This window comes from Halomonas sp. N3-2A (assembly GCF_002216165.1).
Classification (GTDB): domain Bacteria; phylum Pseudomonadota; class Gammaproteobacteria; order Pseudomonadales; family Halomonadaceae; genus Vreelandella.
Genome location: NZ_CP022286.1, coordinates 2,671,350 through 2,693,115, shown reverse-complemented (window position 1 = coordinate 2,693,115; position 21,766 = coordinate 2,671,350). Strand labels below are relative to the sequence as shown.

At 53.3% G+C, this 21,766-nt stretch carries 16 protein-coding genes; 11 read left to right on the top strand and 5 right to left on the bottom strand.

Annotated features, from left to right (window positions below):
* Positions 1–34 precede the first annotated feature (34 nt).
* From CEK60_RS12615 to CEK60_RS12605, 3 genes are all read right to left on the bottom strand, one after another.
* Positions 35–2,086 carry an NADH:flavin oxidoreductase gene (locus tag CEK60_RS12615; RefSeq protein ID WP_089039315.1) on the bottom strand — a complete coding sequence of 684 codons (2,052 nt, stop codon included), beginning with the start codon at positions 2,084–2,086 and terminating at the stop codon, positions 35–37.
* 132 nt (positions 2,087–2,218) lie between these two features.
* Positions 2,219–2,845, bottom strand: coding sequence for a TetR/AcrR family transcriptional regulator (locus CEK60_RS12610; RefSeq protein WP_089039314.1), 627 nt, complete (start codon positions 2,843–2,845; stop codon positions 2,219–2,221).
* Between the two features lie 179 nt (positions 2,846–3,024).
* Entirely contained in the window at positions 3,025–4,311 is a 1,287-nt protein-coding gene (locus CEK60_RS12605; protein WP_089039313.1) for an aromatic ring-hydroxylating oxygenase subunit alpha, read from the bottom strand.
* A gap of 361 nt (positions 4,312–4,672) precedes the next feature.
* Here CEK60_RS12605 and CEK60_RS12600 point away from each other — a divergent pair, with 361 nt between their 5' ends.
* The 8 genes from CEK60_RS12600 to CEK60_RS12565 all read left to right on the top strand — a co-directional run bounded on the left by CEK60_RS12600 (position 4,673) and on the right by CEK60_RS12565 (position 15,322).
* Positions 4,673–5,779: a hybrid-cluster NAD(P)-dependent oxidoreductase gene (locus CEK60_RS12600; RefSeq protein WP_089040919.1), complete on the top strand. Its 1,107-nt coding sequence runs from the start codon at positions 4,673–4,675 to the stop codon at positions 5,777–5,779.
* A gap of 305 nt (positions 5,780–6,084) precedes the next feature.
* On the top strand, positions 6,085–7,398 hold the full coding sequence (gene glyA / locus CEK60_RS12595) for a serine hydroxymethyltransferase (protein WP_089039312.1): 1,314 nt from the start codon (positions 6,085–6,087) through the stop codon (positions 7,396–7,398).
* Positions 7,399–7,445: 47 nt separating this feature from the next.
* Positions 7,446–8,696, top strand: coding sequence for a sarcosine oxidase subunit beta family protein (locus CEK60_RS12590; protein WP_083000851.1), 1,251 nt, complete (start codon positions 7,446–7,448; stop codon positions 8,694–8,696).
* A gap of 25 nt (positions 8,697–8,721) precedes the next feature.
* On the top strand, positions 8,722–9,063 hold the full coding sequence (locus CEK60_RS12585) for a sarcosine oxidase subunit delta (RefSeq protein WP_038480866.1): 342 nt from the start codon (positions 8,722–8,724) through the stop codon (positions 9,061–9,063).
* The gene (locus tag CEK60_RS12580) at positions 9,060–12,110 is read left to right on the top strand and encodes a sarcosine oxidase subunit alpha family protein (protein WP_089039311.1); all 3,051 of its coding nucleotides are present in this window, start codon (positions 9,060–9,062) and stop codon (positions 12,108–12,110) included. Before CEK60_RS12585 ends, CEK60_RS12580 begins: the two co-directional genes overlap by 4 nt.
* On the top strand, positions 12,103–12,738 hold the full coding sequence (locus CEK60_RS12575) for a sarcosine oxidase subunit gamma (protein WP_089039310.1): 636 nt from the start codon (positions 12,103–12,105) through the stop codon (positions 12,736–12,738). The genes CEK60_RS12580 and CEK60_RS12575 overlap by 8 nt, the downstream gene beginning before the upstream one ends.
* 62 nt (positions 12,739–12,800) lie before the next feature.
* Complete coding sequence (gene purU / locus CEK60_RS12570; protein ID WP_089039309.1) at positions 12,801–13,667, top strand: formyltetrahydrofolate deformylase; 867 nt, start codon at positions 12,801–12,803, stop codon at positions 13,665–13,667.
* A 272-nt stretch (positions 13,668–13,939) separates the two neighbouring features.
* Positions 13,940–15,322, top strand: a complete 1,383-nt coding sequence (locus tag CEK60_RS12565) for an L-serine ammonia-lyase (RefSeq protein WP_089039308.1) — start codon at positions 13,940–13,942, stop codon at positions 15,320–15,322.
* Between the two features lie 448 nt (positions 15,323–15,770).
* Here the strand turns inward: CEK60_RS12565 and CEK60_RS22820 are convergent, their stop codons facing one another.
* Complete coding sequence (locus CEK60_RS22820) at positions 15,771–16,601, bottom strand: AraC family transcriptional regulator (RefSeq protein ID WP_089039307.1); 831 nt, start codon at positions 16,599–16,601, stop codon at positions 15,771–15,773.
* 239 nt (positions 16,602–16,840) lie between these two features.
* Here CEK60_RS22820 and CEK60_RS12555 point away from each other — a divergent pair, with 239 nt between their 5' ends.
* Genes CEK60_RS12555 through CEK60_RS12545 form a run of 3 tightly spaced genes read left to right on the top strand, consistent with a single transcriptional unit; the run spans position 16,841 to position 20,623 of the window.
* Positions 16,841–17,797 (top strand): ornithine cyclodeaminase family protein, encoded by a 957-nt coding sequence (locus CEK60_RS12555; protein WP_089039306.1) that lies wholly within the window; start codon positions 16,841–16,843, stop codon positions 17,795–17,797.
* Positions 17,798–17,843: 46 nt separating this feature from the next.
* Complete coding sequence (nhaC, locus tag CEK60_RS12550) at positions 17,844–19,364, top strand: Na+/H+ antiporter NhaC (RefSeq protein WP_089039305.1); 1,521 nt, start codon at positions 17,844–17,846, stop codon at positions 19,362–19,364.
* Positions 19,361–20,623 (top strand): NAD(P)/FAD-dependent oxidoreductase, encoded by a 1,263-nt coding sequence (locus CEK60_RS12545; RefSeq protein WP_089039304.1) that lies wholly within the window; start codon positions 19,361–19,363, stop codon positions 20,621–20,623. The genes nhaC and CEK60_RS12545 overlap by 4 nt, the downstream gene beginning before the upstream one ends.
* 366 nt (positions 20,624–20,989) lie before the next feature.
* Here CEK60_RS12545 and phnP read toward each other — a convergent pair whose 3' ends face one another.
* Positions 20,990–21,751 (bottom strand): phosphonate metabolism protein PhnP, encoded by a 762-nt coding sequence (gene phnP, locus CEK60_RS12540; RefSeq protein WP_089039303.1) that lies wholly within the window; start codon positions 21,749–21,751, stop codon positions 20,990–20,992.
* Positions 21,752–21,766 lie beyond the last annotated feature (15 nt).

Genomic DNA, 21,766 nt, shown 5'->3' with positions numbered 1-21,766 from the left:
ACAGCGTTTTTACCGCACCGGTTTGATGCGAAAACTAAAGGTCTTTGACCAACCTAAGCGCGTCGTAGATGGCCGCGTGAGTATTACGGGACTCGACGGCATCACCGATACGGAACAGTTGGAAGCTGCCATCCGGATTGCGCGTTATGCTCTGGGGGGCGCCCACGATTAGGTCATCGTAATTCACCTCGCCGCGGTTGCTGGAGTGCGGTTTTAGCTCAAAATAGAGTTCGGCCATCGGTGTAATGCCGTAGTTGACCACCACTTGGTCGATGCGCCGTGCATGCTCCCTATCCTGCTGGCCGTGAACAACATAATCGCTGGTGATTTCGGCGAGCAGTTGGTTGCCGTCGCGCTGCACAGACTTCAACCGGTAAGTCGGTGTGAATATGACGTTGGCGCGCTGTAGGGAACGCATGTAGGGCACCAGGTTCATGGCCATGATCTCTGCGGAGAAGGTGCGGTCCGGCGTCATAATCTCAAGCTCTGCTCCCGTGGCGGCAATGATCTCTGCCGCCTGCAAGGCGGCATGGTCGCCTGCATCGTCGAACAGTAATACCCGCTTGCCCGGCGGCACGTGCCCGGAAAGAATGTCCCAGGTGTTGATCACTAAGTCGTGGCCGACGGTGGGTTGGTCTTCCATGGGGTAGCCGCCGGTGGCCACGATCACCACATCAGGTTTTTCGGCGAGCACGTCCTCGGCTTCGGCCCAGACGTTGTAGCGGATCTCGACACCGAGTGCCTCGCAGCGCGACAGACGCCAATCGATGATGCCCAGCATCTCGCGACGTCGCTCACTCTGCGCCGTGAGCCGTATCTGCCCTCCAGCATCGCTGGCAGCTTCTAATATCACCACCGAATGGCCACGCTCGCCGGCAACACGAGCAGCTTCTAATCCCGCTGGACCTGCGCCGATAATGACGACTCGCCGTTGCTGTACCGCCTTGGGAATGGTGTGGGGCATGCTGGTTTCACGCCCGGTGGCCGCGTTATGGATGCAGTAGGCGGCACCGCCTTGATAGATGCGGTCAAGGCAGTAGTTGGCGCCAACGCAGGGGCGGATCTCTTCCTCTCGCCCCTCTACGATTTTGCGCACGATGTGCGGGTCGGCCATGTGGGCACGGGTCATGCCGATGATGTCGACCTTGCCGGAGGCAATGGCGTAACGGGCAGTGGCGACATCCTGAATCTTGGCTCCATGAAAGGTGGGGAAATCGGTCTCACGGCGTATTTCTCCGGCAAAATCCAGGTGCGGGGCGCTGGGCATGCCTTGGATGGGAATCACGTCGGTGAGCCCCGCGTCGGTGTCGATGTGGCCGCGAACCACGTTGAGGAAGTCTATCAGGCCGCTACTCTTTAAGCGTCGTGAGATCTCCAGCCCATCACTGGATGTCAGTCCACCCGATAGCATTTCGTCGCCGGTATAGCGAACGCCGACGATGAACGCCTCGCCAACTCGCTGGCGAATGGCGCGCAGCACGTCAAAGGTGAAACGCAGTCGGTTATCGAGATCCCCACCATAAGGTTCCTCTAAGCTATTGGTCAGTGGCGACCAAAACTGATCCATCAAGTGGCCGTAGGCCTGCAGCTCGATGCCATCGAGACCGGCAGCGTGCATGCGTTCGGCAGCATCGGCGTAGTCACGGATCAAACGTTCGATATCCCAGTCCTCGACCTGTTTGGGAAAGGCGCGGTGGGACGCCTCGCGGCGATGAGAAGGCGACACCGCTGGCAACCAGTCACCTTTGTCCCAACGGGTACGTCGGCCCAAGTGAGTCAGTTGGATCATTACCGCGGTACCGTGCTCGTGGCAGGCATCGGTCAGCTCACGCATCCAAGGTACGACTTCATCCTTATAGGCGAGAATATTGTTGAACACCGGCGGGCTGTCTTTTGCTACCGCCGCGGATCCTGCCGTCATGGTCAGGCCAAGACCTGCCTTGGCCCGTTCGACGTGGTAGGCACGGTAGAGTGCTTTGGGCATCCCATCCTCAGGATAAGCGGGCTCATGAGCTGTCATCATAAGCCTGTTTTTTAGGGTCAGGTGTTTGAGTTGGAAGGGCTGCAACAGCGGATCGTTAGCCATGGGTAGCACTCTATTTTGTTGTGTATTTAACAAAGTTAGGTGCCGATGTTCATATCTGTCAATTTAATGTTCATTGGTGTACGTTGGCGGGGCGGTAACTGACATAAACCCGTCGCTTATCGTATCGGCCGACTACTCTTCTATGTACCCATGGCGGGCATGGAAGCGTTGCAGCTCCCTTGAGTCAGGAGACTGGCCGGTGAATATTGCGACATAGGCGGGGATGCGCTGCATACGTACTTTGATCGGCTCCTGCGTCTTCATCGAGATATAGCCGATCTGGGTTAGGTAGATCGTGCGGGCACGAACGTTGGCCGCCAATGAATCATAACCGTAGCGCTGGAACATGCGTGTCAGGGCTTCAATGCGTGTGGCATCGGCAGTCTCGATTTCACTCACCACCGGCGCCGACTGCAGTGCCCAACTGCGCATGGCGAATTCTAGCGGGGAGTCGAATAAGTTAGGATCTAACCAGCAGTCGAAGACATTAAGCATCGCCTCGACGATATTCTCGGCATAAGCTTCGGTCTGATGCACCAGTCCCTGGGTGTTCTTTTCACGCCAGCGTGCGATCAGTGCTTCCAGCAGCGACTCACGGTCCTTAAAGAACCAGTAGAAGCTGGTCCGAGAAAGCTTTAGGCGCTTGGCCAGGGGCAGAATGCGGACGCTATCGATGCCTGATTCCAGTAGCGTCTCAAACGCCGCATCAAGCCAGACGTCTTGGGAGCCCTTGGTGGCGGACGTATTGGGGGAGGGCATGGGGCTAACCTTTAGGAGTGTTGCGATACAGTGTACACATGTGTCTTTTATGTGTACACGTGGTTAGCGCTCTCGGCTGAGTTCTGGTGAAGGTGACGATCAATGTCTCTATGCGCGCCGCTAAACAAGTCTGGCCCGCATAAGCGGGCCAGATGGATGGGGAAATCACTCTGCAAACGTCAGCCTTGCGCTAACTGTAACGCGGGAGCCTCGTGGCCTAGATTCTCAAGCATACGGGCGGCGTACCAATTGACAAAGTCGATAACACCGAACTCATAGGTTTCAGAATAAGGCCCAGGCTGATAAGCCTTTGAGTTGATGCCGCGCTGGTTCTCTTCGGCGAGCTGGCGATCCTGGTCGTTGGTGGCATCCCATACTCGGCGAAGCTGTTCGGGGTCGTAGTCGACACCTTCCACGGCATCCTTGTGTACAAGCCATTTGGTAGTTACCACGGTTTGCTGCGGACCGATTGGCAACACGCGAAATACCACTGCGTGATCGCCCATGAAATGGTTCCATGAGTTGGGCAGATGAAGGATGCGCAGTGAGCCCATATCGGGGCTTGATAAACGTCCCATCAGTTTCTTGCTGCCGGGCTTACCATCCATTGTCATGGAGACAATGCCATCCAGCAGTGGCGTACGCGTCAGGCGGTTGCGTTTACCAAACCGCTTCAACTGGTAGGGCACCTGTTCGGCATCCCAATCTGCTTGTTTACGTGCCACCAGCGCTTTATAAGCGGGTGTTGCGCGGGGGTCGTCGGTATCATCAAACTCCTGCAACGAATTAAGCAGTTCAGGGTGGGCGCCGTTACAGTGGTAGCACTCGCGGTTGTTTTCGATCACGAGTTTCCAGTTGGCTTGCTCGACGATGCTGGATTCGGTGGCAACCTTGACGTTGTCCATCTGGTACGGCTCGAGATAATGCTCAAGCGTTGTCAGAAAATCGTCAATGGCAGGTGGCTCATCGCTTAGGTTGATAAAGATGAAGCCGCCAGCTGTTTGGACGTTGACCGGCTTGAGGCCAAACTGGTTGAGGTCGAAGGCAGTGCCCATGTCGCTACCGGCAAACAGCAATCGGCCATCAAGCTCGTATGTCCACTGATGATACGGGCAGACGAGTTTTGCTACCTTGCCCTTATCTTTTACGCACAGACGCGAACCGCGATGGCGGCACACATTGTGAAACGCATGAATAACGCCTTCACTACCGCGCACAATAACGATGGGGTTGTCGCCAATATCCAAGGTGATGAAGTTACCCTTGGTGGGGATCTCGCATGTCATGCCTGCGAACAACCACTCTTTTTCGAAAATCTCTTGCATATCAAGAGCAAACAGTCGGGCATCGTTATAAAACGGTTGCGGAAGAGAAAAGGTACGCGCCCTTTCCTGCAGCATATGGGCCGTTGACTCACGAGCCGCAGCGAGTGGGTCGTCCATCATATTAGAAACACTTTTTTCCATACCAGTATCCTCGTAAACCTCCGCTTTCCCCTCAAGGGCTGCGTGGCGGCCGTTAGTCAAGATTGTTTATCTTGTTGTTCTGTTGCGTAACCTGGCGTTTTATTCGAATGGGGCCTGATGTCAGTGTCTGATTGTGTTGCAGGCTAACCCCTACCAGTTATCTGCCCGCGACATCAGGTGGCGTAACGGCGACTAAAGAAGAGCTTTCTAAGCAATAAAGAGTGGCACGAGGTAAGTACGCGTCGTTGTCAGGTAAGTCGGCTAAGAGGAGCGTCCCCAAAATGCACATCAACGGTGCTGGGCTATAGCGAATATGGTTCGGTAATGCATAGCGATGAAGGCTGGTCAGGCAGAGGCGATAATGACAACTAATTTCTTTAACCCGGTCACGACCCAAACCTGGACTAACGGCCGCCACCAGGTACGTTGCGTTAAGGTGATCCAAGAAACCCAAGATGTACGCACGTTCTGTTTTATGGCGGAGCAACCCGTACTGTTCTTCTTCAAGCCTGGCCAGTTTGTGACCCTTGAGCTTGAGATCGATAATCAGCCGATCATGCGCTCCTATACAATCTCAAGCTCACCCTCTATTCCTTACAGCTTTTCGATCACTGTTAAGCAGGTGCCGGGAGGCAAGGTTTCCAATTGGCTGCATGCCAATTTAAAAATAGGCGACGAGCTGGTGGTGCATGGGCCGGTCGGTAACTTTAACTCGATCGATTTTCCCGCCGAGAAAGTGTTGTTCCTCTCTGGTGGTGTTGGCATTACCCCTTTAATGTCCATGACACGTTGGCTTTTTGATACTAATGCCGCTGTGGATGTTGAATTTATACATAGTGCTCGAGCTCCCCGCGATGTCATTTATCATCGTGAATTGGTGCATATGTTTTCGCGTATCCCCGAATTCAAACTGCATATTATCTGTGAGAGTAAAGAGGATATTGGAGAGGCGTGGGCTGGCTACCGGGGTTATCTCACCGAGCCGTTATTCGAATTAATGGTGCCGGACTTTATGGAGAGGGAGATCTTTTGTTGCGGCCCAACTCCCTATATGAACGCCATCAAGCGTATTTTGCAGCACCATAACTTTGATATGAGCCATTATCACGAAGAGTCGTTTGGCGCCACGCCTATCGACGTTCGTGATGATGTGCGTGAGCTGGCCGAGCAAGCAGAAGTCGATGCTGAAAATGTTGATAGCAATGACTTGCACAGCATTGAGTTCGCATCGACCGGCAAAAGTGTGCGTATTCAGCCTGGCGAAACAGTGCATGCAGCAGCGGCGAAGTTGGGTCTGCATATCCCCAAAGCATGTGGTATGGGGATATGCGGTACTTGCCGCGTAGAGCTCAAATCGGGGGAGGTAGATATGGAGCATAACGGGGGCATTACGGATGAGGATGTCGCAGAAGGATACATTCTATCTTGCTGCAGTCGTCCTAAAGGGGACCTCGTCGTCGATTTTTAACGCAGTCATTTTTTAATACTTCAGTAAAGCGCCCTTTATGGCTTTTGCCGTTTAGGGCGCTTTTTTATGGGTAATCAATGACGATCTATCTGCACAGCCTGGCTAATTGATGTCGATGTCGCAAATGCATCGAGTGGTGACGTCAACAAGTATCTTGGGCTAGGAAACCAACGATAGTATCGCGGTAAGAAAACGTTGATAGGAACCTTGGTTGATAGAAACTCTGGTTGATAGAAACCTGGGCTTGTCAGCGTTAAAGAGAACGTCCAGCACTTAATAAAAAAGTCACTCATCAGGAGGCGATAATGCTTCAAAGTAATTTTTCCCCCAAAGCACGTTTGGCCAGTTACGACAGTTTGCTTGCAGAAGCAATTGCTGAAGAAACGGTACGCCAAGAAGCGCATATTGAGCTGATCGCCTCCGAAAATTACACCAGTCAACTTGTCATGGAAGCGCAGGGTACCCAACTGACTAACAAGTATGCGGAAGGCTATCCAGGCCGTCGCTACTACGGTGGTTGTGAATTCGTCGACAAGGTTGAGGCCTTAGCCATTGAACGTGCCTGCAACTTATTTAGTGCCAATTATGCCAATGTGCAGCCGCATTCCGGCGCTCAGGCCAATGCCGCTGTGTTTATGGCGCTGGTCAAACCTGGCGATACTATTCTAGGTATGAGCCTTGCCCACGGCGGCCATTTAACCCACGGCGCCGCCCCTAACTTCTCGGGCAAACACTACAACGCTGTTCAGTATGGCCTCAAGCCGGAAACCGGTGAGATCGATTACGAAGAAGTTGAGCGTTTGGCCCGTGAGCATCAGCCGAAAATGATCATTGCCGGTTTCTCTGCCTACTCTCGCGTGGTGGATTGGCGTCGTTTCCGCACTATCGCTGATGAAGTGGGTGCTTACTTAATGGTCGACATGGCCCACGTTGCAGGTTTAGTGGCAGCTAACCTTTATCCGAGCCCGCTGCCTCATGCCCACGTCGTCACTACTACTACCCACAAAACGCTGCGTGGCCCCCGTGGTGGCCTGATTCTGTCTGCGGATGGCGACGAGGCGCTCTACAAAAAGCTTAATGGTGCGGTCTTCCCAGGCCAGCAAGGTGGCCCATTGATGCATGTTATCGCGGCGAAAGCGGTGGCGTTCAAGGAAGCCATGAGCCAGGAGTTTGTGCGTTACCAGCAGCAGGTGATTGACAACGCCCAAGCCATGGCCAACGTATTCATGGAGCGCGGCTATGATGTCGTGTCGGGTGGTACCGAAGATCATCTTTTCTTAGTCTCGCTTATCCAGCAGGGCGTCACGGGTAAGGATGCGGATGCCGCATTGGGCCGCGCGCATATCACCGTTAATAAGAACACGGTGCCCAACGACCCGCAGAGCCCCTTCGTGACATCGGGTCTACGTATTGGTACCCCCGCGGTTACCACGCGTGGCTTCAATGCCCAAGAGTGTGGCGAACTAGCTGGCTGGATTTGCGACATCCTAGACGTATTAGCTGCTGGGAGTGATACCGCTGCCATCGAGGCCGAGGTGCTGGCTAAAGTGAGTGACGTGTGTGCCCGGCACCCTGTCTATGCTGAAGCTGTCGCTGAAGCCGTCGAATCTATTGCTTGAATCGGCTTGCCGGCAAGGCCCGGCGCGGCTGAACTAAGGAGACCACTATGCAACGCTATTCCGGCTTCGGCCTGGTCAAGCACGCGCTGAGCCACCATGAAAACTGGGAGCGCCAATGGCGCAATCCCACGCCTAAGAAGCAGTACGATGTGATCATCGTCGGTGGTGGTGGCCACGGTTTGGCCACGGCTTATTACTTGGCCAAAGAGTTCGGTGTCAAGAATGTCGCGGTGATCGAGAAAGGCTGGTTGGGCGGTGGTAATACCGCCCGTAATACGACCATCGTGCGTTCGAACTACTTATGGGACGAATCGGCTGCCCTTTACGAACATGCCATGAAGCTGTGGGAAGGGCTTTCCCAAGACCTTAACTACAACGTCATGTTCTCCCAGCGAGGGGTGCTCAACCTGGGGCATACCCTGCAAGATATGCGCGATATCCAGCGCCGGGTTAACGCGAATCGCCTAAACGGCATTGATGGCGAAGTGCTGGACACCAAGGGTGTGCAGGCGCTGGTGCCAATCATGGATTGTTCCAAGAATGCTCGCTATCCAGTGATGGGCGCTTCCTGGCAGCCGCGTGCTGGGGTAGCGCGGCATGATGCTGTGGCCTGGGGCTATGCGCGCGGTGCTGATGCTCACGGGGTGGACATCCTCCAGCAGACCGAAGTTACCGGCTTCAAAATCCGTGACGGTAGGATCTACGGTGTGCACACCAACCGTGGCGATATCGAAGCCAAGACAGTGGGCTGTGTGACCGCCGGTAATTCTGGTGTGTTGGCCAATATGGGCGGCTTTCAGTTGCCTTTGGAATCTCACCCGCTACAAGCCCTGGTCTCCGAGCCGATCAAACCGATTCTCGATACCGTGGTGATGTCTAATCACGTACATGGCTATATCAGTCAGTCTGATAAAGGCGACCTAGTCATCGGCGCTGGCATTGACGGCTATAACGGCTATGGTCAGCGCGGTAGCTATCCTACCGTGGAACACACCCTTCAGGCGATCGTCGAGATGTTCCCGATCTTCTCTAGGGTGCGTATGAATCGTCAGTGGGGCGGTATTGTCGATACCTGTCCGGATGCCTGTCCGATTATCTCTAAAACACCGGTGAAGGGGTTGTTCTTCAACTGTGGTTGGGGCACGGGTGGCTTCAAAGCTACTCCAGGATCGGGTCACGTGTTCGCTGCCAGCTTGGCTAAGGGTGAGATGCACCCCATTGCTGAGCCGTTCTCCATGTTCCGCTTCCATAGCGGTGCGCTGATTGATGAGCACGGCGCCGCCGGCGTGGCCCACTAGGGTTCATACGAGAGGAGTATTCGTCATGTTTTATATCTATTGCCCCTACTGCGGCGAACACCGTGAGGAAGAGGAGTTTCACCCCAAAGGCCAGGCGCATATTGAGCGACCCAAAGAGCCCGAGGCGTGTAGCGATGAAGAGTGGGGGAACTACCTTTTCTTCCGCAACAACCCCAGAGGGGTGCATCACGAAATGTGGGTGCATGCGGTAGGTTGCCGCAAGTTCTTCAACGTGACGCGTCATACGGTGAGCTACGAGATTCTCGAGACCTACAAAATGGGCGAGCAGCCGACGATAACTGCCGACAGCCAAAAGCAGCCTCGCGAGGCGGCAGCGGTAAGCCATCAGGAAGGAGTGCGGGCATGAGTCAGTCTAAGCAACAAGTGTTCCGCCTAAAGGCAGGCGGCCGAATCGATCGCTCTCGCACGTTGAGCTTTACCTTTAACGGTCAGCGTTACCAAGGGCATCCTGGAGACACCCTGGCTTCGGCGCTGCTGGCTAACGGTGTGGATATCGTTAACCGCAGCTTTAAGTACTCGCGCCCCAGAGGCATCGTCGCCGCAGGCGCTGAAGAACCCAATGGCATTGTTCAATTAGGCAGTACCGAAGCGGCACAGGTGCCCAATGTTCGCGCTACCCAGCAAGCACTGTTTGATGGATTAGCCGCCTGTAGCACCAACGGTTGGCCTAATGTACAGCGCGACTTGATGGGCTTGATAGGCAAGTTAGGTGGGCAATTTATGCCGCCGGGCTTCTACTACAAGACGTTTATGGCACCGGCGTCGATGTGGCTGACCTACGAAAAGTATATTCGTAAGGCGGCAGGCCTGGGCCGCAGCCCTATGGAAGCCGATCCAGACAGCTATGACCACCTTCATCAACACTGCGATGTGCTGGTCGTTGGCGCTGGCGCTGCCGGCTTGTCTGCAGCATTGGCTGCTGCCCGTGGCGGTGCGCGGGTGATCGTTGCCGATGAGCAAGAAGAGATGGGCGGCTCACTGTTGGGTAGCCGCGAAACTCTGGATGGCAAGTCGGCAGACCAGTGGGTTGCTCGAGTGCTTGAAGAGCTAGCCGGATGTGAGAACGTCACACTGCTGCCACGCACCACGGCTAACGGTTATCACGATCACAATTTTGTGACACTGCACGAGCGGCGTACTGAGCATCTGGGCGAAACGGCGCCTGTCGTCAATGGCCGCCGCCCGGTACGTTCCCGCATGCATCGAGTTCGCGCTGGTCAGGTGATCTTAGCCACAGGCGCTCACGAGCGGCCATTGGTGTATGCGGGAAATGACGTTCCAGGCAACCTACTGGCAAGCGCTGTTTCTACCTACATTCGACGCTATGGTGTCGTGCCAGGTCGCCAACTGGTGCTCTCTACCAGCAACGATGATGGCTATCGCGCCGCCTTAGACTGGAAGGAAGCAGGCTGCGAGGTGGTGGCGGTTGTTGACGCCCGCGAAGCGCCTGCAGGGGATTGGGTCGATGCCGCCCGCGCCCAAGGTATCAAGATCATCACCGGCAGTGCCGTTATCGAGGCGAAAGGCAGCAACCGAGTCACTGCCGCTCGGGTGGCCAAGATCGATATTGGCGCTTACCGAGTCAGTGGCCCAGTCCAGGAATTGGCCTGCGACACTATTGCTAGCTCAGGTGGCTATAGTCCGGTTATCCACTTGGCTTCCCATACCGGCGCGCGGCCTACTTGGCGTGACGATATTCTCGGCTTTGTGCCAGGGCTAGTGAAAGGCGTTCATGCCTGCGGTGGCGCTAATGGCACCTATGCGTTGGGAGACGTACTTGCTGAGGGGGTTGAGGCTGGTATTAAAGCAGCGGCAGCCACAGGCCACGCGGCTCAGCCGGTTAACCTGCCTAGCGTTGAACGTCTCCAGCAGGGGCCTGCGGTGGCACTTTTCCAGGTTCCCCATGAGAAACCCACGCTGCGCGGGCCGAAGCAATTCGTTGACCTGCAGAACGACGTCACTGCGGCGGGCATCGAACTGGCTACCCGGGAAGGCTTTGAGTCTATCGAGCATATTAAGCGCTATACCGCGATGGGGTTCGGTACCGACCAAGGCAAGTTGGGCAATATTAACGGTATGGCCATTGCAGCTCGCTGCCTGAATCGCTCCATCCCCGAGGTGGGCACCACGGTATTTCGGCCAAATTATACGCCGGTGACCTTTGGCGCCATTGTGGGTCGCCACTGCCGTGATCTGTTCGATCCCGAGCGCTATACCGCTCTTCATCAGTGGCACGTTGAGCGCGGCGCCGAGTTTGAGGATGTCGGTCAGTGGAAGCGTCCCTGGTACTACCCACAGAAGGTGAATGGCAAGACCGAGACCATGCACGAAGCGGTCGCCCGGGAGTGTTTAGCGGTGCGCGAGAAAGTGGGTATTCTCGATGCTTCGACGCTTGGCAAGATCGACATTCAAGGGCCGGATGCGCGTGAATTCCTGGCGCGTGTCTATACCAACAAGTGGGAGAAGTTGGCAGTTGGTAAGTGCCGTTATGGCTTGATGTGCAAAGATGATGGCATGGTCACTGATGACGGTGTAACCAGCTGTCTTGCTGAAAATCACTTTTTGATGACCACCACCACCGGTGGTGCAGCAGCGATATTGGAATGGTTGGAGTTATGGCATCAGACCGAGTGGCCAGAACTGGATGTCTACTTCTCTTCAGTGACTGACCACTGGGCCACCATGACGATCACTGGCCCCGAAGCACGCAAGCTGCTGGCTGAGATGACGGATATCGATCTCGACCGCGATAGCTTTAAGTTTATGGAGTGGCGTGCTGGAAAAGTGGCCGGGGTGCCTGCGCGTGTTTATCGGATCTCCTTTACCGGTGAGTTGACCTTTGAGATTAACGTCCAAGCCAACTACGCCATGCACGTGTGGCAGACCCTGTTCAAGCATGGCGAGAAGTATGGCTTGACGCCTTATGGCACAGAGACCATGCACGTCCTGCGTGCTGAAAAAGGCTTTATTATCGTCGGCCAGGAAACCGACGGCTCGGTAACGCCGGAAGACCTGGGCATGCAGTGGTGCGTAGGTTACGACAAGCCTTTCTCATGGATTGGTAAGCGAGCCCTGACGCGAACGGATACCAAGCGCGAAAACCGCAAGCAGCTGGTGGGTCTCAAACCGAAGGACCCTACGGTGGTGCTGGAAGAGGGCGCCCAGATTGTGTTTGATCCCAAGCATGCGATCCCAATGCCCATGGCAGGGCATGTGACCTCAAGCTACTACAGCCCAATTCTGGACTCTGGATTTGCCTTAGCGGTGGTTAAGGGCGGCCTCAAGAAAATGGGCGAAACCGTCTATCTGCCCATGGCAGACGGCCAAGTTCACGAAGCCGAAATTGTCAGCACCATTTTTTATGATCCCAAGGGAGAGCGCCAAAATGTCTAATGCGGCCACTTTCGATACCCGTACTGATACCGCTATCCCGGTAGAGTCTCCGTTAGCCTTTAGCTATCGTCATAGCGGTGCTCCTCGTACTGGTAGTTCAAGTCGGGTTCAGCTACGCGAGCGGGCAATGCTTGGGCATCTGATCTTACGAGGCGGTGCCATCGTTCTCGATGAGGCGGTGCGCGATGTGCTGGGGATTAGTCTGCCTGGCAAGCCCCAGGCGCTAGTGCAGGATGCCAGCGGCGAGCGGTCCATTCAGTGGCTTTCTCCTGACGAGTGGCTGGTGATTGTGCCTGGCGGTGAGGAGTTCCCGCTAGAGACGCAGTTGCGGGAGCGTTTGGGGGATTCCCATTACGCCATCAGCGATGTCAGCGGTGGGCAGACGGTGTTAGAGATTACCGGAGAGGCGGCCCGCGAGCTGTTGATGAAAGCGGTGATCTACGACGTTCATCCCCGCCATTTTCCCGTGGGCAAAGGCGTTACTACCGTTTTCGCCAAGGCCACGACCATCCTTCGTCGGCCCAGTGAGGAGCGTTGGGAGTTAGTCGTGCGGCGCAGTTTTGCCGACTACTGCTACCGCTGGCTACTGGATGCAGCAGCAGAGTATGGCGTGAACGTAGAACAATAAGCAGGCAGGCCGAAACGCTGTTTCGGCCGCTATCTTCTGCCGCTAACAGAGATACATGCATTATGAGCCGAATGAGTGATACCTGGATACTTGCCGCCCAATGCCCAAGCCGTTTGGGAACGGTGGACGTTGTCACGCGCTTTTTAAAAGAGCAGCAGTGCTATATCACTGAACTCAACTCTTTCGATGACCGGCTTGGCGGACGCTTTTTCATTCGTGCCGAGTTTCGTCCAGAGCGAGACGACTTCCATGAAGAGCGCTTCCACGCCGATTTTACAGCGCGGGCAGGCGAATTCGATATGCAGTTTGAGCTGACGGCGCCGGGCAAACGCACAGGCGCCGTGATTATGGTCTCCAAGGCCGATCACTGCTTGAATGATCTGCTCTACCGTTATCGGACGGGCCAGCTTCCGCTGGATATCAAAGCGGTGATTTCCAACCATCCTGATCTGGAGCCGTTGGCAGCATGGCACGATTTGCCCTATCACTACCTGCCGATCACGCCCGAGACGAAATTGCAGCAGGAAGCGCAGATACGCGAAATCATCGCGGATACTGACGCTGAGCTGGTGGTGCTGGCAAGGTATATGCAGGTACTCTCCCCCTCAATGTGTGAACTATTAGCCGGGCGCGCTATCAATATTCATCACTCGCTACTGCCCGGTTTTAAAGGCGCTAAGCCTTATCATCAGGCGTACGAAAAAGGCGTCAAGCTAGTGGGGGCAACGGCACATTATATTAATAATGACCTTGATGAAGGGCCAATTATTGCTCAAGGGGTCGAGCCAGTGGATCACACCCACTACCCAGAGGATCTGGTTGCCAAGGGAAGGGATATCGAGTGCCTGACGCTGGCTAGAGCGATTAGCTATCACTTGGAACGTCGTGTGTTCTTTTATTCTGGGCGTACAGTGGTGTTTGGTAACTAAGGTTTTTGGCTTATAGCTATTAACGATAAACACACACAGTTATAGCGCGCTTTTATAACGGGGCTACTGTCAGCACCAAGCGTTTTTTAGTTCGCTAGGTAGCCCTTAGTTATGTATAAGCATGCTAATGCGTGCTTAAGAATTTCGGTTTATAAAAATAAAAACTTATCCATAAAAGATAGTTTCGTTTTATTTTTCATCACATCAATAACTTATTAAAACTTTCAGGCGCCGCCTGAGTTTCCCCTGTTTATACGTCAAGAGGTGCTCCAATGCCTATCAGTGTTTTCGACCTTTTTAAGATTGGAGTAGGCCCCTCCAGTTCCCATACCGTCGGGCCCATGCAGGCCGCTTTTAAGTATGTTACATCACTACGCGAAGCCGACCTTCTTGATCAAGTGGCCCGTCTAGACGTTCATCTTTATGGCTCACTGTCAGCGACGGGTATAGGGCACGCAACGGATCACGCGATTATTATGGGGCTAATGGGTGAGCGCCCCGACACGATTGATCCTTTGATTATTGGGCCATCTATTGCGTCGCTTAAAGAGAGTCAGTTATTAGAACTTGGACGCCAAAAAACAATCGCTTTTGATTGGAATCGCGATATTTATTTCCATGAAGAGAGTTTGCCTCATCATCCTAATGCCATGCGGCTTGCTGCCTTCACACATCAAGGTGAGTTGCTGCATGAAAATATCTACTATTCGGTAGGGGGCGGTTTTGTTGTTGAACAAGCCCAGGTGGATATGCCGTTAGAGGACTTTGATGGGGCAACTATTCCCTACAACTTCGATACAGCTGAAGAGCTGCTAGCATTATGTAAAAAAGAGCAGCTGAGTATTAGCCGCTTAATGCTAGAGAATGAGAAAGTATGGCGGACAGAAGACGAGGTCAGAAATGAGTTGTGGCGAATCTGGCAAGTCATGTGTGAGTGCATCGACAATGGGTTAACCCATGAAGGAGTATTGCCGGGTGGGTTAAACGTGAAACGCAGGGCTAAGCTGTTGCATCAGCGGCTTTTAGCCGCTGAGCAGAATGATTGCCTAATCGCATCGACGTTTTCAGCAATGGAATGGGTGAATATTTTTGCCCTCGCGGTTAATGAAGAGAATGCCGCAGGAGGGCGGATGGTAACGGCGCCCACCAACGGTGCTGCGGGCATTATTCCCGCTGTTCTGCACTACTACATGAAATTTCAGCCCAACGCCTGCGAGAAAAACGTCGTGGACTTTCTACTAGCGGCAGGTGCCATTGGCATTCTCTGTAAGAAAAACGCGTCGATATCGGGGGCAGAGGTGGGCTGCCAAGGGGAGGTCGGCTCGGCGTGCGCCATGGCGGCGGCTGGCTTAGCGGATGTGATGGGCGGAACGCCCGAGCAAGTAGAGCATGCGGCCGAAATCGGCCTGGAACACAATTTAGGGTTAACCTGCGACCCGGTGGGAGGGCTGGTTCAAGTGCCGTGTATCGAGCGCAACGCTATTGCCACCGTAAAAGCCATTAATGCAGCGCAAATGGCATTGCACGGTGATGGTACTCACTTTATATCGTTGGATAAGGTCATTCGCACTATGCGCGATACGGGGAGAGACATGCTTGATAAATATAAGGAAACATCCAAAGGTGGACTGGCCGTTAATGCTATTGAATGCTGATCGCTAATGTATTCGGCAGGGTAGTTAAATTATCAGTCGTTTGGGTGCGTTGTTTTAACGCTACTGACCTGCGATATCCAAGGCACCTGAGCACTTGCGCCGGTGCCCGATAAACGAGCCGTTTTCGGGGGAGGGCATTCAGTTGGTTTGACTACCTTTCACCATCCGGCGGTGGCCTGCCGTAAGTTCGTTCTTTTGGGGAAGTACTACCGTATCAGGCCACTCGTGTTCTCGTTGGTCTCACAGAGCTCGGAGCGGTAGGGATCACAGGTGTGAGTGTTGCGCAGAATAATGGTTTGGACAGCTCCCTGTCGACGCACCCAGGTTATGCCCACGTCATAGTTGGCATGGATATGGCGTCGTCGAGCGTAGGTCAGTAAAGCAGAGGAAATATCGGCACTGGCCCTTTTTTCTCGACCTTGGTGCCCAAAATACTGCGGTTATTTTATTAGTCTAAGTTTAACTGATTTATTTGCGATCGCGTAGAGCTCTGACTCCGAATTGCCGATGGTGCATGACCAAAATGTTTGCGAAAAGCGCGAGAAAAGGAAGAACTGTCTGAGAAACCTAAATCCATGGCAATTCTACCCAACGGCAACCGAGTGGTTTGCAGCCATGTCATTGCCCATGATAACCGTCGCTCTAATACATACTGCTGTGGAGATTTACCAAAATGGCGCACAAATAGTAGATGCATTTGGCTTTGCCCTAAATGCAGAAAATCGGCAAGTGCGTAATTAGAAGGTGGTATTTCCAACGATGTATCAATAAAGGAATTGATGTCACTAGCTGAAATGCGGCAATTTTTTGGCAGCGCTTCCAGGCTGCCTACAGCCATCAGCTCATAAACTTGCGTAACAAACATCATTGCCAGTTGTCGTCGCAGTAGATAACGCGAGTCCCTAGGGCCAAAAAAGCGGAGTTGCTCAACTGCATGACTCACTGTCGATACGAGGATCGGAGGCATATCAAATAAAAGTGGTCTGGAAAAAAGCTGCTCCGACATATCGATATTGGCGTCTTTTTCAAGTACGGATAAGCAGCTGTCATAGCTGCTTAAATCAATAACCAGCAGCTCACTGCAATCATTACGACCAGTATAAATGTGTCTTTCATTGGCAGGTATAATCGCGGCCGTCGTGGCATTCAGGCTTCCTGTTGCTTTCTCAAGCTCACAGTTCATCTCTCCACGCCACCCTAGCAATAGCTGTGGGAAGTCATGGCAATGCTCGCCCGAACTACGGGCAATACGGTTACACCTTGCTTGAGTTTGTTGCATTGTCGTTATCCTGATATCACTCAATCCGTACAAGCTGTAGGCAAGCTGGGGATGTTGCTCTGTGTAGGGAAACACAGAATAGCTGTAGGCTCTGAGCCACTCTTTGTTAGGTATACGCGACTATTTTAAAGACTAGCCTTCAAACGGAATACATGACAACTATTACGGAGTCCATGCCAAGACTTTGCAACCTCCTCCATCTTAGTCTGTATCGATGCATTTTATAAATGGAGTCTGGTATGTATTTCAACGCTGAACAAGTTATCGATGCCTTACCTTGGGAGGCTCTAATCGGTGCTCTCGACGTAATATTTACTCGCGACGTACAGTCACCTATCCGCCACCACCATCACTTGAAAGTCAGTGGCGATCCAGATGCAACGTTATTGCTGATGCCAGCATGGATAGAGAATCGCTACCTAGGTGTTAAGCAAGTTAATGTTTTTCCTGGCAATACAGCGCGTCATGAGCCGGGACTTACCGGCCACTACCTGCTTAGTTGTGCACGTACTGGAAAACATTTGGCTCAGTTCGAAGCCAACGAGCTGACATCACGCAGAACAGCGGCTGCGTCAGCGCTGGCCTCTCGATACCTCTCCCGCGAAAATTCGGCAGAGTTGCTAATGGTAGGTGCCGGGAGGATGGCGCGTCGCCTAGTGCCCGCCCATGCATCGGTACGTCCGATTAAACGAGTCCGTGTATGGGACCTTTACCCCAAATCAGCCGCTACCCTGGTCGATGAGCTTATTGAACAGGGCTACCAAGCAGAGGTGGTCTCCGTAGATAGCCTTCAGCAGGCCGTTAGCGAAGCCGACATCATCAGTTGCGCCACACTTAGTCAAGAACCACTGATTCGTGGCGAATGGCTCACGCCAGGAACGCATGTCGATTTGGTCGGCAGCTTTACGCCTTATATGCGAGAAGCCGATGATGAAGTTATGCGCAGGGGCTATGTATTTGTTGACACTAGAGCGGGTGCCTTAGCCGAGAGTGGAGATTTAATTGACCCCATTAAGTCCGGTGTCATAAGTGAGTCGGATGTATTAGCAGATTTTTATGAACTTTGTGGCATGCGGCACCTGGGACGGAGCGAGCTAAACAACCCCAATGAAGCTGTGACGGTGTTTAAAGCAGTCGGGGCGTCTTCTGAAGACCTTGCTGCTGCGATCACTGCTTATGAAAGGAGCTGCAATTAATCACAGTTGACTGACGATCTAATGCTGAATAAAAGGAATAACCAGCTTGAAAAATAAAAGTAAAGCCATTGGGCTACCGTCGCTAAGTATGGCGCTTCTGCCAATCATACTTACTATCGGCCTGTTGGCGATTCAGCTTTTCTATTACGGTGACTTCACGCCTCATATACCGCTAGCTTTAGGTGCGGGTATTGCCGCACTCTTTGGCTGGAGTCGTGGCTATCGCTGGGACGAAATGCAAGTCGGTGGCTTTAAGCTGCTCCACGTCGCGATGCCTGCTGTTGCCACCTTAATTGTGGTGGGCATGTTGATCGGCGTTTTGATTGCCAGCGGCACGGTTCCCACGCTGATTTACTATGGTCTAGAACTCCTCAGTCCCCAGTGGTTTCTAGCGGCTACTATGCTGATGTGCGCTATTGTGTCACTGGTAGTAGGCTCTTCTTGGACCACAGTAGGTACTGTTGGACTTGCATTGATGGGGATCGGTGTTGCCCTCGAAGTGCCTGTTTACTGGACCTCAGGGGCGATAGTCTCCGGTGCTTTTTTTGGTGACAAGATGTCTCCGCTATCTGATACGACCAACCTTTCGCCTGCCGTCACCGAAACCAATATTTTCGATCATATTAAAAACATGCTGCCCACCACGGTGCCGGCTATGCTCATTGCTTTGGTGATTTATGCTTGGGTGGGAGGGGGAGACCAGGAAGCCACGACAACGCTGGCCCGCATTGTTGATATTCGTGAAGGTCTGTCTGGTGCTTTCCAATTGGGAGCCTGGCAGTTGCTTCCGTTGCTGGTGATTTTATCGTTAGCCTTTCTGAAAGTCGCGCCTATTCCCGCTCTGTTCACCGCAACCTGTTTAGGTGGTCTCATCGCTATACTGACCCAGGGCGTTTCCTTTCACGATGTTTTGACCTACGCCCATAGTGGCTATGCGATTGAAACAGGAGTCGGGCCGCTAGATACCCTACTTAACCGTGGCGGTGTCACGTCTATGACCTGGGTGGTGACGCTAATCATTTTTGCATTGATCTTTGGCGGTATTTTGGAAAAGACCCGTTGCTTAGAAAAAGTGGTCGCCACTATTACCGAAAAAGCGCGTAGTTTTAGGGCGTTGCAAACGAGTGCGGTGTTAACGCCTATTTTTGTCAACGCTATCTCCGGTGATGTTTATCTATCTATTGCGTTACCCGGCCGTATGTACGTTAGCGCTTATGACCGACTCGGTTACTCGCGACTTAACCTCGCACGTGCGATCGAAGAGGGCGGCACTCTGATGTCTCCGCTGATTCCTTGGAATGTAGGTGGCGCTTTTGTTATCACCACTCTGGGGCTAACAGTGGGCGACGGTGATTTTAGCGCCTTGCTCTATATACCTCTAGCATTTGCCTGCTGGCTATCGCCGCTGTTGAGCATCATCTACGCCCAGTTCGGTTGGTTCTCCTATAAAGCCGATCCTAAGAAGCGCCCCAACAGTGACCAGCCTGCTAAGCTCACGTCCCAGGACGATGAATCTGCGCTGATACAAGACGAAAATCTGGTGCTTAACAATTCGAGGGTTTCATGAGTTTTGAAACTTCCCCACGTCACCCCGATGTGGTAGTTATCGGGGCTGGTCTGATCGGCATGACAACGGCGCTGAAGCTCCAACAGGAGGGAGCTCGAGTGCGGGTTGTGGATCGCGATGAACCGGGCAAGGGTGCCTCTTTTGGCAACGCTGGTTATCTTGCCACTGAACTGGTTGATCCTCTTTCCACACCCGAGATACTCCGTAAAGCCCCAGAGCTACTGCTTAATCCACATGGGCCATTGGCGCTGCCGCCGCGTTACTTGCCACACTTGCTTCCGTGGCTGTTACGTTTTGTCATGGCGGCTAGAAAGCCTGACGTTTACAAGGGGCGTCAAGCACTGACCGCGCTCAACAGCCATTCCTTGGCGGCATGGAAACGCTGTCTGGCAGGGATCGGTGCCCAGGACGAATTGATCTCTTCGGGTTATTTGATGGTCTGGGAAAATGTGCGTGCTCTGGAACAGGCGTGTCGGCATCGTGACAAGCTTGAAAAGTACGCTATCGAAGCAATTCTGTTAGATGCCGGTGCGGTACAGGCGCGGGATAGTGGCCTGAACCCGAATATTCATCATGCTCTGCTTTTTCCCAACGCTCATCAGGTAAGCGACCCTTATCGCGTTTTGCAGCGCTTGGTCGAGGCATTTGAAAATGCGGGCGGGGACATCGTGCAAGAAGATGTCGAGCAGATCGGTGTGACCAGAGAAGGTATCGCCATTCGCTCATGTCAGCGCACTAGTGAAGCGCAGCGAGTGGTCATCGCCACTGGTGCCTGGAGTGCTAAGCTAGCGGAGCAGTTGGATCTGAAGATACCGCTGGAGGCTGAAAGTGGCCATAGTCTCACTATTACTAACCGCAAGAATGCGTTACGTCAGCCAGTTGGTTCGGCTGAGCGTAATATCGTTATGACACCCATGCAATGTGGTCTTAGAGTGGTTGGCTTCTCTGAACTGGGCGGGTTGGCGCTAACGCCCAACCCTAAACGTTCACAAACGCTTAAGCATCATGCTTCCGCACTTTTGAGCGATGACCATGGCGTTGGACAAGCCTGTGACTGGATGGGGTTTCGCCCGACATTGCCAGACTCTTTGCCAGTGATCGGTCGGCATCCTAAATACCCGCAGGTGCAGTTTGCATTTGGCCATCAACATCTAGGGGTGACTCAAGCGGCGATTACCGCCGAACTGATCGCCGATCAACTGGCGGGGCGCCCTTCCGATATTAATCTGGCGCCTTTCCGAGCAGGTCGTTTCGCGTAATATTAAACCTGATCTGGCACTATATTAATATTAGTGTCAGATCACTTGTCTCTTTTGATGGGCCTCTTCTGTCCGACACCTTTTAAGCCGCGTTGTCACCTTCAGTGCAATCTTCAGCACATAATGTATATCGAGACATGGTGTGTACTACCGATGCGTCCGGCTCTGGGGTTTTCTCGCGATTGAGCAGTGCCGATGAGCTCTCAGTAAGTAGAGAGCTCAGTTCGACTGATAGTTTCCAAGAAGAGCGTGTTTGATAGGAGCAAAACCAATCAGAACGCCAACGCGTTAACCGGATAATAAAGTTAACGTGCATACCTTAATGCTGCTCTCGAATACTTGTTAGTTAAATTATTATTAGGGTGTTTATGGCCAATTATCGAGCGTATCTCCATCTTGAGCAATGCGCACGTTGAGTGGCAGGTCCATAGGTTTCAACAGGCGCTCAGCGTCAAGCTCATGGCTGATATGAGTGAGGTAGGCCCGGGGTGGATTTAGCCGAGTGATAATATCTAGCGCTTGGGTAATCGTGTTGTGATTTCGAGGTGTCGCGTAGGAAGCTGGGTGGCAGGCATCCAGTACTACCACGTCAGGTTGCCAGCTGTTTAGAAAGCGCTCCGTTTCTACCGGCAGACCGAAGGTGTCGGTGAGATACGCAAGCCTTGTACCGCCATCATCAAGACAATAGCCCAGTGTGGGCTTGGAGTGTTTGAGCGGCACAGGCGTCACTGTCAGACTATCGAACTTGATCGTTCTGAATGGTTTGAGCCCGGGCTGAAAATCCAGTATCCCAGAATTTCGATGCAAATCTGCGCAGCCCTGGGCGTCCTTGGGTCCATAAACCGGAATCGGCTCTCCGCAACCCCAGCGCAAATGAAAAAGGCCTTGAACATGGTCGGCATGATAATGCGTGATTAAGAATGCCGCAGGTCGTTCCATCTCGCAGCTAAGTGCCAAATCCATGCGTCCGGCGTCAAGCAGGTAACGCTTGCCGTCGACCCTGACCTCCGCCGAGCAGGGGTTGCGCTGTAAGCTGGTGAACACCCTGGCTCGGTTACAGGCCACACAGTTGCATCCAAAGCGTGGTACCTGAGCGCTGTCGCCGGTACCATTAAATCGAAACTCCATCGATAGTTCCCCTGC

What these genes read in the sequence shown, in the direction of transcription:
- CEK60_RS12615 (WP_089039315.1), bottom strand. Translation starts at nt 2,086, where the DNA reads ATGGCTAACGATCCGCTGTTGCAGCCCTTCCAACTCAAACACCTGACC.
- CEK60_RS12610 (WP_089039314.1), bottom strand. Translation starts at nt 2,845, where the DNA reads ATGCCCTCCCCCAATACGTCCGCCACCAAGGGCTCCCAAGACGTCTGG.
- CEK60_RS12605 (WP_089039313.1), bottom strand. Translation starts at nt 4,311, where the DNA reads ATGGAAAAAAGTGTTTCTAATATGATGGACGACCCACTCGCTGCGGCT.
- CEK60_RS12600 (WP_089040919.1), top strand. Translation starts at nt 4,673, where the DNA reads ATGACAACTAATTTCTTTAACCCGGTCACGACCCAAACCTGGACTAAC.
- glyA (WP_089039312.1), top strand. Translation starts at nt 6,085, where the DNA reads ATGCTTCAAAGTAATTTTTCCCCCAAAGCACGTTTGGCCAGTTACGAC.
- CEK60_RS12590 (WP_083000851.1), top strand. Translation starts at nt 7,446, where the DNA reads ATGCAACGCTATTCCGGCTTCGGCCTGGTCAAGCACGCGCTGAGCCAC.
- CEK60_RS12585 (WP_038480866.1), top strand. Translation starts at nt 8,722, where the DNA reads ATGTTTTATATCTATTGCCCCTACTGCGGCGAACACCGTGAGGAAGAG.
- CEK60_RS12580 (WP_089039311.1), top strand. Translation starts at nt 9,060, where the DNA reads ATGAGTCAGTCTAAGCAACAAGTGTTCCGCCTAAAGGCAGGCGGCCGA.
- CEK60_RS12575 (WP_089039310.1), top strand. Translation starts at nt 12,103, where the DNA reads ATGTCTAATGCGGCCACTTTCGATACCCGTACTGATACCGCTATCCCG.
- purU (WP_089039309.1), top strand. Translation starts at nt 12,801, where the DNA reads ATGAGCCGAATGAGTGATACCTGGATACTTGCCGCCCAATGCCCAAGC.
- CEK60_RS12565 (WP_089039308.1), top strand. Translation starts at nt 13,940, where the DNA reads ATGCCTATCAGTGTTTTCGACCTTTTTAAGATTGGAGTAGGCCCCTCC.
- CEK60_RS22820 (WP_089039307.1), bottom strand. Translation starts at nt 16,601, where the DNA reads ATGCAACAAACTCAAGCAAGGTGTAACCGTATTGCCCGTAGTTCGGGC.
- CEK60_RS12555 (WP_089039306.1), top strand. Translation starts at nt 16,841, where the DNA reads ATGTATTTCAACGCTGAACAAGTTATCGATGCCTTACCTTGGGAGGCT.
- CEK60_RS12545 (WP_089039304.1), top strand. Translation starts at nt 19,361, where the DNA reads ATGAGTTTTGAAACTTCCCCACGTCACCCCGATGTGGTAGTTATCGGG.
- phnP (WP_089039303.1), bottom strand. Translation starts at nt 21,751, where the DNA reads ATGGAGTTTCGATTTAATGGTACCGGCGACAGCGCTCAGGTACCACGC.